We start from the raw sequence: 14,063 nt of genomic DNA, 5'->3' as shown, positions 1-14,063 counted from the left end.
GGGCTGGAAAAACCTATTTAAAGTTTGCTATCTACGCAGCTACAACCCGTGAAAATCTAAGTAGGGATAATTGAATTCAACGTGTGAAATGTCTCCTCTGGCCTCAGGATCGTTGTGATTTAATTCCGACCAGAGGGTAGAAAATTTTCTCTTACAGATACAGCGTACGCGTTACGCTGAAAAAGTTAAACGCTCGCTACTGGACGCTCAATGTCGTTAATAATTCATCATGGATATAAAATAATTAAGTGCTCTAAACTATCAACGATCTTATCATTAACCTTTAACGTTTTGAACTCTTTAGCATTTAAGATTTTCTTAAATCTTTTTATTACTGCCTCTTTCGTGATCTTTCTCGAATCAAAAACCCACCTTAAATCACTTACATCAATTTTACCTATTTCTTGTACTCTGTCTACCACATCGTATAAGAATTGATCTAAATATTTTTTACTTATTCTTTTCACAGATTTTAGCTCGTACGAAATACCGAACGCTTTAATATCAGTAAATCTACCCCTTGCACCGATTTTATCATATAGTTCAAAATTAACTGGTGGCCTGATTTTATTTGAAGCAAACTTTAGTATAAACTCAGCTCCCATGACCTTTGTATCGCTAGAACTTGCATACTCATTTAATACCCGATGAAAATTCATACTATCAAAAAAAAGATTTATTGAGTTAATAATATCTTTATCCGACTCACTCAGTAATTTAGTCAAAACACTTTTCTTTATATTCGGATTTTCAATCAGCCAGGTAATCGATTCATCATTTAGATCTAAGGTTTTGAATTTCATGAAAAACTTATAATCACCCGAATGGGCTCCGCTCAACTCAACCTTATTCTTAAAAATGTTCCCAAAGCTCCATTTTGCTTTCTTGGGACTCATTTCGTCAACAGTTTTTTTAGGAATCTTCATTGTGTTTTTGGTCAAAGTAGCACCTGTCCCAAATATTGGAACCATAGCAAACGCAGCAATAGCCGCATCTGGAAACTCCCCTTTTATCACATAGTATAATACATTAGCCCCATCAGCAAATATGCCCACTACCGGAACCATACCTGCTAAATCCAAGGCGGTATGTACCCACTGAGAAATTCGCTCATACTTTCTTTCATCAATATCTTTTTGAATACCGATTGCAAACTCCTCTAAATAAAATGTTCCTGGTATTAAAATTGTTATTTTAAAATTTGGTTCTATCCGCAAACCGATTTTGCCATTACCATCAATCACTTTTTCATCACGAGATAGCCAAAAGTCTCCGGTTAGGAATTCAACTGCAAACCATAATTGATTAACAGGAAAGGTATCTCCCGGTATTAATTTTTTACCCTCCATGCCATGCGTGCTCAAACCTTCCGATTGGAATTTTTTCGCAATCTTCTTCTTTGTGCTTGGACCTAAATACCCATCTACATTTAGTCCTAATACTCTTTGGACTGCAATGGTCAATCGTACGAATTCAGCTCCCAAAAACTCCTTTCTATCTACCTTATGAAATAGATCCCGATCACCACTTAATCTTGCCATTCCCCATACAAATGGTCTGTTGAATTTATTCTTAGCACGATTATACTTCACCCTTCTTAAGTACCATAGCCCTTTACTAACCGTAGAGGCATCTAACTTTCCCGTTGCATGCTTTCCCATAGCCGCCTGTGCTCCTGCGACAAGTTCAGCAAATTCTATCCCTAGTGATCTGGAAGCAATAGCTGCTTGCCAAAGAGAATTATCACCAGACACCAAATACAAATACCGAATCAAGGTGTAATTGAATTTATGCTTCTCGCTATTATATCTTACAGCCTCGGCATATTCTCCAACAAATGCTGGAAACCTTCTAACTGAACTCTCCCCCCCCTGCTGTACCGTATGCGTCAACTCGTGCGCCAAAAGTTTTTTACCTGAATTACTGCCAGGATCATATTTTCCCTGATTGAAATAGACATTGTTGCCATGCGTGAAGGCCTGAGCACCCAACTCTTTATTCATCTGCACGGCATCACTGCCAGTATGAACTTTGACCTGGCTGAAGTCTGCTCCTATTCGGCTTTCCATAAAGGAACGGGTATCATCGGGCAGAGCACTTCCTCCGCCTTTACTTTTATTGAGGCGGTCCTCTAAGGAGGAGCCGGAAGTGGATTCAGGAGAGAAACGCTTGGTCTGAATAGGCTTTGGTGTGATCGCCGTTTCTTCATCTTCTCGAAGTTGAAGTTTTGGAGCAAGTCGTTCGCGATCATCTTCCATCAATTGTAGCTTCGGCGCTACTTGTTTTTCCTGATCCTCCTCTTCTAATAGTTGAAGTTTCTCAGGCCCTTCTTTCCCATTGCTCTGCGTTTGTTGTACTGTACGGTCCGCAGTCTGCTTCTGCACCCATGGCGTAATACCAGTGGTAATTGTTTTTTGTTGTACTTGTCCGCTTTGTGATTTCCCCCTTACCGGCGATTGATCCGGCATAGACACCACCTTGTCCGCCACAGCATCGGCCTCTTGCTCGTACTTATCACCTGGCCTACCGATTGATAGTTTGGCCTGTACACCTACGGCTTCCATGGCTTCCTCTCCCTCGATACCATTCTTATCTTGTTCCTGGGCTTTGGGTTGTATCAGGTTAGCAGCAGCTTTGCTGTTGGAGGTTTTCGTATCGGTTTTGGTGGCCGTTTCCATCTTTCTTCTGCCTACTCTTTTTTTAAAAGCAGAGAAATTGTTTTAGATCGTTTTTCCTTCTTTCTGAAATTCCTTTTTGATCCCTTCTTCCAAATCATTGAGTTTGATCTCATTGCTGTTTCGCCTAAGTGCCATGAGCGAACTGTACCGTATGACGTTCATGGTCGAGCCCCCAGACAATTCATACTTGCTTGAAATCTCTTCCAGATTGATTTTGTTTTCCAACACGCACTTTGAAGAAAAGCCTTTTTCCCACAATCGTCTTCGCTCTTCCGACTTTGGTATAGGAAAGGGTATAATCGACTCAAACCTTCGTGTAAAGGCCTCATCCAGGTTACCCTTCATGTTGGAAGCTAAAATGATGATACCGTCATAGATTTCAATACGTTGGAGGAGATAGGACACTTCTTGATTGGCATAACGATCATGCGCATCTTTCACCCCTGTCCGTTTTCCAAATAAAGCATCTGCCTCATCAAAGAAAAGTATCCAATTCTTGCTTTCTGCCTGTTCAAATACCCTGGACAGATTCTTTTCTGTCTCACCTATGTATTTTGAAACTACCATGGACAGGTCCACCCGATATACATCCTTGCCCGTCGATTTGCCTAAGAGGCAAGCGGTCATAGATTTCCCAGTGCCCGGTGGTCCATAAAAAAGACATCGGTAGCCGGGTCTGATTTTTTTACCTAGCCCCCAACCATTCATGAGCACATGGCCATGCTCAATCCAGGTTCGTATTTCGTCTATCTGATGAGCTGTATTTTGTTCGAGCACAAGATCTCCCCACTCGAGGTCTGTAGTGATATGCCGAGCAGGGAATTTGATGCTCAAATCGGGTTTTCGAATAGTTCCTGAGGTAAAGTAATCGAGTACCTCTTCGGATAGTCTGAGAACACCACTCATGATTGGCTCTCCATCAGCTACGGGATCCATTTTTAAAATATTGTGCTTGGCAAAGAAATGATCTCGATCGAACAGGGAATGAACAGAAAGGCCCAATTCGAGATCTCCTCCCGACAATAAGAATAACAAGGTCTCTCCTGTCGGCATGAATCCGCTATGCGTCTTGCCTTTTTGCCCTCCGAATTCGGTAAAACCACGATCATAGGTTGAATTTCTTATAAAAAACAAATCCAATAATTGCGGTTTAACATGTGGGATAAGGGTCAGTACCAGGGCTACCCGTTGTTCAAAAGTGATTGAATAATGATCTAAGAACCCGGCGTATAGCGAACTTTCAGCTGCGAATTCAGGGGGTGAGACTTCATAAATACTTTGGTAACTACATTCTTTCTCAAAATAAAGGGCCATCCTGGTTTCCAATAGTCTAGCGAACCACTCTAATTCGAGGTTGAGGTCTTTTGCATTATTTGATAGTTTCTCATTCATAGGTATCCTTTACCACTCCACATGTATCAATTCTTTGTTCCAGGGCAACTTCACCATGCTGATGCTCCAGGGCAATTTATCCATCAGTATGTCGTAACCTTTTTGCTCAACCTTAAGCAGCCAATCTTCTCCTTTGCGAATCAACTTTCCCTCCCTTTTCAAGAATGATCCCCTCAAACCGGCCACTGATGTGCCCTTAAGTGCCTCCCAATTTTGAATAACGCCCTCCAGTAGTTCTTCACATCCATCCATCTCTTGTTGCGTCAAAACCACATCCATCGGAATGGGTTCTCCAATATCCAAACCACACATTAATTTGTTGAGCGGGTAGTTGTACTCCAGGCCTTCCTGTTCTCCAAGAGCCAGATACTGTAAGGCATGTGCGGCTCTATATTTTTTTTCTTCATTATCAAACTGATTATTTCTGACCAAGTCCATGAGTTCGAAGAGCTTGGTCAGATAGGGCCAAAGGATAACAAGTCCTGAATTTTGTATGTAGCACTCCTGGATTTCAACCTCAACCTCAGACTCTTTTTTCTCCTCTTTTAAGTCTTTTTTAGATTGATTACTTGATTCAATATTCAGGTCCTTGGGATTAACCGTATTTTCTTCCTGGTTATTGAGCTGGTGGTTAGGAAGCCGTTTTTTAGCAGATTCCTTTGCCGCCCTAAGTTTGTCTCGGATTTGATCTTCGTGCTTTGGTGTGAGTCTTCCAGAATCCAAATCATTCGATAAATTCGATGTTGCGTCCAGCATTTCTCTAAAGGTTGCAAACATTGAATTATCAATAGAAGACATCCATTCAATCATACCTATAGTCACTTCCTGATGAGAAAGATTCAATACAGCAGAGATAGCTTTGAGCAGATGCTCAAGCAGCGCGAGAGTAGTTGAACTACTGGATTGATTTTGCAGCCAGACAAAGTACTCGGTCTGAAAAAATGAAGCGGGGAGAGATTTAAAGATTGGGGGCTCTTTTTTGTTCTCCATGCATTGGGCGAGTTCTTTTATCAGTACAAACTGATCGCTCGGTTGGTTTTTTTCGAGGGCCTGAATGATTAAAAAGGTTATATCCTGAGGGCATGCTTCGACAAGTCTTTTGCTGAATAACTTATGTTTTTTTGCCTGTTGAAGATAGTTATATGTTTCCTGAGAAGGGTCGGTTAACAATTCGCGAAATATAACAAAGAGAGATTCATCGGAAACGTCGACTGTCCACCATGGAGCTTTGCCGGTATTCAAAAAGTGAATAAATACGGTAAGATTGTCCTCATGAAATTGTTGATCCTCCACGGTTGTTTTATCCATTGCCTTTTCTGCTTTGGACCACAGCTTCTCGATTTCTTGTTTTAAAGCCTCAAAGGTTTCACTTGGAGAAAATGTCTTTACGGCACCGGCCAGGTGTTCTGTTATTTTATTAAGGACGAAGAGCTTAAATTCTGATCGGTACTTTGTTGTCTTTTGTGATTGACTAGATTTCACTAATTCCTTGTATACCTTATTTACCGGCATGCCTGATTTTGAGTAGATGACATTGACTAGTGATAGAACCATTTCGGGCGAAAAGTGCTGGATAAGTCGCTTTCTTAGCTGTTGATCGCTGAACACTTTCTTAAAAAAATTCACCACTTTTTCATCAGGCTCATTAATCAGTGCTTTGAGCAAGTGGTCTGGATTTGAGTGACCCCGATAAGCATTTCCATAGGATAAGATACCTTTTTTCAAAAATGCAGTCAGCGATGTCAGCATTGAACTCACTAAAGTTTCATCCTGTTCAGCCAAATCGGTCTCTTCGGTCTCTTCGGTTTCTTTGGTTTCTTTGGAAAAAGTCACCTGCTGAACCTCATATTCGGTATACCGCTCCATGTAGTCAATCAGTCCTTCTAAACTTCTAATTTTTTTATTCTGACTCAAGAATTCGAAGAATATCTCGCAAAGCATTTTATCTAAACCAAGACTTGATTCTTGCGAAACACGATGATCAAGTGCCGTTTTCCACTTTTCAAATTGTCCGTCGAAGATCTTTTGAAAACCAGGCATCAATATTTCAATGATCAGAAATAGTTGCTTGGAGGCAAAATGATCTACCAATCGCTTCCGAAAAATGGATGCTTGGATGCCCTTCTCAATAGCCTCGAGGGTTGGCTCTTTTAACTGATGAAGACAGTTGTCTAGTAATATATTTAAATCGGTTATTTCAATTCCGCTGTCTTTAGGTAAGACCCCTGTTTGAAGGAAATCAAATAGCAGATTGACCTCTCGAATGGTGTAAGTCTGATTTTCAGGCTTCTGTTCTTTTTTGTGATCAAGAGTCTTCTTATGGTCCTTATTCGGATTTCGAGATACAGAGGCATACTTAATCAGCTTTTGCTCATCTACATTCTCTTGATGCTCATTAAAGCAAGTAAAAATATTAAACCAAAAGGTGGCTTCTTTGCTCCATTCAGCCTTTGAACCCGAATGGCCATTAGTCTTTGTTAGGCACTCTTTATATAGCACCTCTATGGTCTCGGATTGACTCGGATCCATCATGTCAATCACGGAGAAAAGCGATTTCAAAGAGAAGTAACTGGCCAATCTTCTCCGAAAATAGAGAGAGGGAATTCCTTTTTTTATGATGGCTTGCAATTGGCGATAATCAGAGACCAAGGCCTCTTCTACAATCATGTCCAGGTCAATATCATTCTGTTTGGAGGCCCACCAGGGAAAGGTTCCTGTACTCAGGAAATACCTAAGAAGATTTAACTGTGACCCCGATGCAGAAATAACATCTACACCAGCCGCCGTATCTGAGGTCGCGTCGGACAAAGCTTTAGCCAATGCCTTATGGAAAGTGTCGTACACTTTCTCGGGAAGTTCTGAATGAAATTGCTCGTAAGAGACCTGGCCCAGATCCAATTCCATTTTATTGAGCCTGACCACATCCAAATCAGGAATGAGTTCGTTACATGCTTTTTCCAATAATGGAACAATAGTATTTTCATTCATGCCGCCCAGTTCATGTTGCAAGGCCGAAGCGATGCTCTCATCGTCGACTTTTATTTCCCATGTTTGGGTTTTAATGATATTCGATTTGTTTGCTAGTCCTACCATGGTCACTTATGAAGACTGAGTTCTGATTTCCGCCAACTCACTGAGCAACTGATGATGTGCATCGTTTAGCTCCTCAAAATGTGTATTTCTTAAATTTTCATCGGCGGGTTCCGGGCTTGCATTTACTATCAGCCAGTTTTTGTATTTAGCCTCAAATCGTGCCATAGTAGATGCTTCTACCCAATAGATGTCTGCAAGGATATGAGCAGGCGTTTCCATTGCTACTACTCGCTCAGCGTACCTCCCAAATTCATTAATACCATCACCCGCTTGCATGAATCTGTTGAGCCAACGGGGCAAGAGGACTGTGATCCTAAAAGAATAGGGATCAATTATAAGGTCGCCGTTGTCGTTGATATGATCTGCGGAGACTGGTATCAAATCATCCTCAACATTTACATTTCCTATAGTTTCGCAGATTTTAGGGCGCAATAGAATATGTTCTATCACCCTAATTCTCTCAGTCTCTGCTGCCTTCTCTTTTTCAATTACCAATGGCAACACTTTTGCAAGCAACTCCTTTAGTCTATTGATTTCATTGTCTCTCTTTTGTTTGGAATCAAAGGTTTTGAGAGACACCGCGAATACATTTTTTTGCTTATCTGTGACCCGGAACTCAAATTTATCGTCATCTTCTTTCTTATGATCTCCTTTTGATCTTTTTCTCCTTCGATGCCATCTGTGTCGCCTTCCGTAGTATCTTCTGCGGTCATCATCGTCGTCATCGTCATCGTCATCAGATTTCCTGTCCCTGAGTCGATCTGCTCTATGTTTCCTTTCATGATGGCCTCTAGAGTCATCGTCTTCATCGTCAGACCTTTTCCTTTTCTTTCGCTTTGGTTTTCGTCTTTTCCCATCATCACCATCATCATCTTCTTCTTCATCCTCTTCTGTATGTATCCGTTCGATAATAAAGCTATCCATCCAATTGACAATGAAATCACAGGCCGATTCATGCGCCACCTCCGGATCAGAAAACCCCTGCTTGCTTATTAAGATCACTTCATTGTTTTCATCAAAAAGCTTAAACTCCCATTTACCGTCTGATACCTCCTCCACTCTGATAAATCTGTCTAATGCCTCAAAATCATATTTCTCATTTTTCAACCCCAAAAGCCTTGATAATCTGAGTTCGAATCCTGATAGCAGGTCGATGTCTTTAGTGTCGTTTTCTAATGACCCGACCGAAAGATAGTCTATGGCCTGCCCTCTGTTTCGGCTTAATTCCGGATAGTCTTGCAAGAAAGATATCTTGTTGCTGGTCAGATCAGATAATGAAATGTTGTCCTTGGCATAAGTGGTATATTCCATGAAGTCCTCCGAAAATCTCGCAATCAAATGTTCAAGAAATTGATTCCTTCTGGTTGAAAAATCGGATTCACTTTCAACTTTACTCTGTAGTGATTCCTCATAGTTTTCTTCTAGTAGTTCGCTGGCATTTGGGACGCTGTGTAAAGGCTGGGTGAAATAAGTACTCTTTACATTGGCATTCATTGAAAACAAATCTGTAATATGGGCGAGCTGAGAAAAATGATTGGCCAGCAGTTGTTCGAAGAACAATAGATAAGCTTTCAATTGCCGGGCCTGGTTTTTGCGCATGTCAGATACCGATTCAGGCAGCCCCTCTTCACCAATTCCATAGATCAAAGGGAAATGATTTTGCAATGAATCATAGGCATCTATTGCTGTCCTTTCACCGGTTGGAACATCAAGATCCTCGTGGCCCATATACGCCTGAAGGGCATTTGATTCGGTTTCCATGTCATCACCAAATGTTGGCAGTGTCGTGCGCACTGGTAAATCATTGAGGGTAATTTCGAAATCGGATTTGTCAAAACTCAGTTTGGCCTGGTAGGTTTCGGGAGCAATCAGTTTCAAACAATGCCCTACCTCCTTATTAATTACCTGATTGTAGATATAGTTCGATACTTTGAGGTCACTGACGGATTGAACACCATCAATTTTCATGATGATATTGATCAATTCTGAGGTATAAATCACATCTCTCAGATTCAATACATCCAGGTCTTCGGATCGAATAAATCCATGGTCGAGCAAAGGGCCCTCAAAAATTTGATCTGGTGATAATCCCTGATCCAATAATTCCTGAAGCGAGTGAAACTTTATAGATGGGCTGAAGAGATTATTTAGTCCCGTATAGATCTTTGAAAGAACTTCCTGGGCGTCCGTACCTGCAGCTATTTCTACGGAAGCTGTGACGCCAATTTCCTGAACACGTACTGCCTTAAACTGATAGAAATCTTCGCAGAGGTTTCTATGCCTATTGAGCTTTTTTCTTACCTCTCCTACCCTGGCATGGGTAGTAATTATCTTGTTATGAAAGTACCTTATGAGACCGTCGGTATTCTTTATTTCTCTTAGGACAGCCCCTGCCAACTGATCCGGTTTCGAATTGGCATCTGTAAATTTGATTCTAATTTCGAATTTGTCAATATCCAGTTCGTGATCGGAAAATTTAATTTTTGAAGAATAATGATATCGATCATCACCTCGGTACTCTACTGAAACTTCCTGGTCCTTATAGTTGGACATACGAGTAATTTCATATTGTTCGGTCCAGTGTGCTGATACCTGATCCCAATATGGAAATTCCACCTCTATGGGGTGCGTGCCGGAGTCGTCGATTATTTCCCATTTGATGATGTTGCTGTTGAGGTCTTCTTTGCGATAAGGAAGATCTACCGAACTTTGGTGAACGTAATCTTCTTCTAATTCCAATTGAATATCATACAGCCCATTCAATCTTACCCTGGGGCCATTCTTGTAATTGAGTTCATCGGTGGTCTGATCAAAGTATATGTCTTTTTCATACTTGATCGGTTTTTCAAACCAGGCATTTCGAACGCCTTGGCAATCGATAATCAGTCTTCGGAAATCATTAACGGTTAGTGGATTACAGGGCAGAATTTTAGCCGCTGTGTAAAAGTTGTTTTGAAGGTTTTCTGTGCCACTGGCCAGAATATCTCCAATGCCGTAGTCCGTACGATAGCCCAACTCCGTCAACGCATAGCACAGCACCTCAAGAATCGTAATTCCGGGATCATGTAGGTTATGATCGGTCCAGGTGGTACCGGCCAGTTGCTGGATATACTCAATCCCCTTTTCTCTGAGATAGGTATAATCCATGCTCTCATGAGCCGGTCTCTTTTTTGATATCGTGGTTGATTCAATCAAATCGCTCAGTAAAGAACTACTTTACCTTTTCCTTCTTTTGTGAACTATCTTCTCCGTTTCCTGATCCATTGCCATTCAGTTGTTGGCCTGCCTGTAGTTGGATTTTATTGATCAGCTGATTGACCTGAACGAATGGCAAATTGCCCAATGCGTTGAGCACTGCATTGGCTTCATCGATAGATAATTTTAGACTTACTTCTTTCATGGTTATTTGATTTTAAATGTCTGAGGATATTTCAAATGAGATAATGTTTCTATGATCTGCCACGTAAACTATCCCGTTGGGATCTACTTCAACATCACGAGGATACTGCAATTGTCCCGGGTCAGTTCCTTGATGCCCCCAGATCGCAATAAGTTCGTTTTGAGCATTCAATTTTATAACCCTATAATTATTGGAATCTGCTACATAAACATTTCCTTCATTGTCCACTGTAATCCCATGTGGATAATAGAAATAAAAATTATTTGATATCTGTTGTTCTAATCGATATAGAAAAAGGCCCTCAGTACTGAAAACTTGAATGGTATAATTATTTTCAATCTGAGATATCACATATGTTTTTCCATCACCAACAGCAATAGAATGAATATATTGAAATTGACCATCATCAGTCCCGTTAGCGCCAAATTGCCTCTGATATTCTCCATTTGTTGAATATACTTGTATTCTGTAATTGTTGGAATCTCCTACATATACTTCGCCTCCCTCTATACCAATGCCCCTTGGATAGTTGAGTTGACCATCCTCACTGCCTTGAGTGCCCCATTTTCTAATAAAATTTCCTTCAGAATCAAAAACCTGTATCCGGTGATTGTTGGAATCGCACACATAGATATTTCCATCGTTGCCCGTTGTAATACCATTTGGGTATTGAAATTGACCATCTCCACTACCTCTTGAGCCCCAATTGGCTATAAAGTTCCCCTCATTATTAAATTTTTTAATTCTACTAATATTTATGTCGAGTGCATAAATATTTCCATTCGCATCAACAGTAAATTCCGAAACGTTACTGAGCTGTCCATCCTCACTGCCATAACTGCCAATATAGCCTTTGAGCCTGATCTTGGGCTTTAAGTTAAAGGTGAGTTCATAATCAGTGTAATCGGTGTTATCGGCATTAAGGTATTTACCAATAAGTTTAATTTTAATCACAGACTCCATATAGATGTTGGTGGACAAATTATCTAAGTCATAATCTGATATGAAAATCTGAAGTGTGTTCTGTGAGAAATTTGAAGATAATTCAAAAATAAAGGTTGAATAACCAATTGAGTTTTTATAATTTGTATACGATTGTCTTAAAAATGAAGGTTTTTCAATTGAAAGCATACAATATCTCCTATCTGGATCAGGAGCAATTTGAGCGCCTTCCTCAAATACGATTTTGATACCTTGAGCAAGGTCTTCAGCCCGGATTTCAGCATTATCTTCTAATGGTATATTGTTACCGTTGCCATCCACAATATGTGTTCCTTGAATGGGCAAGGTCTGTCCCGAACCTCCTGAACCCGTAACGCTAGACCCATCGGCCATTTGGAATCCTTGTGCAGTAATGATCCCGTCCACATCCAGTTTTGAATTTGGGTCGTTGGTCCCAATACCTACATTGCCATTGGCTCTAATGCGCAAGGCTTCGATGGGAGCCACATCAGCTGTGGTCTGTTTGGTATAAAATGCGAGATCTCCTTTAGATCCACTACCCCTTTCTATATGGAGGATACCAGCTCCCACTTTGCCTGCACTACCAAAGGCAATACCTGCTCCTTTATTTGCTGTAGAGCTTCCTTGTATCAACAAATGATACTTAGCGGGATCTTTTAAATCACTGACCGCATCTAAACCCAAATCATAAATGTGCAGTTTGGTATCTGGAGAGGACGTACCAACGCCCACGTTTCCGCCATCTTCGATAAAAACACCTTCGCTGTTCTGATCAAGTAATTTAAGTCCATTGGCATTAGGCGCCTTGATTTCACTGGCCTCCATGTTATCGGGAAGCACGTCATTTGAAAGTATACTGCCAGTAATAGTCGAAGGATCAATTGGAGGGAGCCTATCTGGATCGATGGTTCCGGTCTTGATTTCAGAGGCTTCAAGGTCAGTAATATTCGATCCATTTCCGATTAATCCATCTGCCTTGATATTACCGTTGACTTCCAATTTTTCCGTAGGGTTGGATACATCAATACCTACATGGCCTCCATCTTTAATGAAAATGCCTTGATTATTTTTATCAGATAATTTCAGTCCACTCGAATCAATGGCCTTAAGTTCGTTAACCGAAACAACGTCAGGGACCAAATCATCTGAGATAGGATCTCCTACGATAGTTGCAGAATCAATTTGAGGAAGCCTTTCTGCATCTATGGTTCCGGTTTTGATTTCAGAAGCTTCAAGGTTAGTAAGGCCAGAGCCATCACCTGAAAAAGCCGTAGCCTGGACCGTACCGTCTACTTCCAACTTCTCGGAAGGATCAGAGGTGCCTATACCGACATTGCCTTGATCATCGAGTCGCATCACCTCTACAGGTGCTTCGTCATTGGTTGTTTGCTTGGTGTAAAATGCCAAGTCACCTTTTGAACCGCTATCTTTTTCTACGTGCAGCATGGCTGCTCCTACCTTATCGGCACTACCAAATGCGAGACCCGAGCCTTTTCCAGATGTAGCGCTTCCTTGTATGAACAAGTGATATTTGTTGGAATCTTTTAAATGCTCTGGTGAGTCCAGTGTGTCCAGATGCAGATCATAGATATGAAGTTTCGCTTTCGGACTAGTGATACCCACTCCGACCTGGCCTCCTTGCTGGATAAAAACTCCATTACCCTCATCATCGAACAATTTTAGTCCGGCACCGGATTTTGCATTGATTTGATCTACATTGATGATATCCGGTACATGGGTGGCATCCAGGACGCCAGTTGTAATTTCTGAGGCATCAATATTTGTAAGTCCGGCACCATCACCGGAAAAAGCGGTAGCCTTTACGGTTCCGTCGACATCCAGTTTTGCATCAGGATCAACCGTACCAATACCTACCCTTCCATCGCTTCTTACCGCGAAATGCTCCACTCCCGTGTTGCTTTGTATTTTGAGTCCGAATGTGGCGGAGGCGTTACCTTTCGATTTTATAATCAGGGCTTCTCTACCCGATTGTAAAAGTGAATGAATAGTGACCACCTTAGGTTGATCTGCATTCTCATCCCCTAAACTTGTATTTCCAAGTACATTGAGGTTACCGTCTGTTGTGATGTTTCCCTCGGCGTGAAGACCTTTGGTCATTTCCAGCGGAGAAATGAGTTTGAGTGATGTACTTTGATTGTCGGACTGAAGCGTTCCGGATATTTTTATTTTATCATCAATATGATCGCCCAACTGTACGTCGCCTTCATGGTGATCTACTTTTCTGGTTGTCATCTTACCGATGACCTCCATTTCACCATGGACAGTAAGTTTAGTACCAACTGACATAGCTCCAGTCGATTTGATTTCTCCCTTAACCTCGAGCTTAGCGGTTGGGTCGTTCGTACCGATTCCTACATTGTTGGAATCGCTCACAGTTATTCCATCATCGATTTTGTTGACAAATGAGTCGATCAATTGGCGAAAATGATCTTCGGTAGGTCTATCTCCGGTTTCGAAATATTTTTTAAGTGTACTTCTGTTTTGTTCTTTTAAGTTCATAACTATCGTTATTTATC

The 14,063-nt window shown here is 41.2% G+C and carries 6 protein-coding genes; all 6 read right to left on the bottom strand.

All coding sequences use genetic code 11. From position 1 onward, the window contains the following. Nucleotides 1-227 precede the first annotated feature (227 nt). Genes ABJD64_RS24575 through ABJD64_RS24550 form a run of 6 tightly spaced genes read right to left on the bottom strand, consistent with a single transcriptional unit; the run spans nt 228 to nt 14,046 of the window. Complete coding sequence (locus ABJD64_RS24575; protein WP_348180979.1) at nt 228-2,678, bottom strand: DUF4157 domain-containing protein; 2,451 nt, start codon at nt 2,676-2,678, stop codon at nt 228-230. Between the two features lie 42 nt (nt 2,679-2,720). Further along, nucleotides 2,721-4,070, bottom strand: coding sequence for an ATP-binding protein (locus ABJD64_RS24570; protein ID WP_348180978.1), 1,350 nt, complete (start codon nt 4,068-4,070; stop codon nt 2,721-2,723). 9 nt (nt 4,071-4,079) lie between these two features. Further along, complete coding sequence (locus tag ABJD64_RS24565) at nt 4,080-7,163, bottom strand: contractile injection system tape measure protein (RefSeq protein WP_348180977.1); 3,084 nt, start codon at nt 7,161-7,163, stop codon at nt 4,080-4,082. Between the two features lie 6 nt (nt 7,164-7,169). Continuing rightward, nucleotides 7,170-10,358: a hypothetical protein gene (locus tag ABJD64_RS24560; protein ID WP_348180976.1), complete on the bottom strand. Its 3,189-nt coding sequence runs from the start codon at nt 10,356-10,358 to the stop codon at nt 7,170-7,172. 16 nt (nt 10,359-10,374) lie between these two features. Continuing rightward, on the bottom strand, nt 10,375-10,563 hold the full coding sequence (locus ABJD64_RS24555) for a hypothetical protein (RefSeq protein WP_348180975.1): 189 nt from the start codon (nt 10,561-10,563) through the stop codon (nt 10,375-10,377). Nucleotides 10,564-10,575: 12 nt separating this feature from the next. Next, the gene (locus ABJD64_RS24550) at nt 10,576-14,046 is read right to left on the bottom strand and encodes a hypothetical protein (protein ID WP_348180974.1); all 3,471 of its coding nucleotides are present in this window, start codon (nt 14,044-14,046) and stop codon (nt 10,576-10,578) included. Between the last annotated feature and the right edge of the window lie 17 nt (nt 14,047-14,063).

Origin of the sequence: Reichenbachiella sp. (genome assembly GCF_039944555.1) — a bacterium.
Classification (GTDB): Bacteria; Bacteroidota; Bacteroidia; order Cytophagales; family Cyclobacteriaceae; genus Reichenbachiella.
Note: the sequence above shows the minus strand (reverse complement) of the source record. Positions and strands in the feature narration are given on the sequence as shown.

Coding starts and splice junctions, on each gene's coding strand:
- ABJD64_RS24575 (WP_348180979.1), bottom strand. CDS start 2,678: ATGGAAACGGCCACCAAAACCGATACGAAAACCTCCAACAGCAAAGCT.
- ABJD64_RS24570 (WP_348180978.1), bottom strand. CDS start 4,070: ATGAATGAGAAACTATCAAATAATGCAAAAGACCTCAACCTCGAATTA.
- ABJD64_RS24565 (WP_348180977.1), bottom strand. CDS start 7,163: ATGGTAGGACTAGCAAACAAATCGAATATCATTAAAACCCAAACATGG.
- ABJD64_RS24555 (WP_348180975.1), bottom strand. CDS start 10,563: ATGAAAGAAGTAAGTCTAAAATTATCTATCGATGAAGCCAATGCAGTG.
- ABJD64_RS24550 (WP_348180974.1), bottom strand. CDS start 14,046: ATGAACTTAAAAGAACAAAACAGAAGTACACTTAAAAAATATTTCGAA.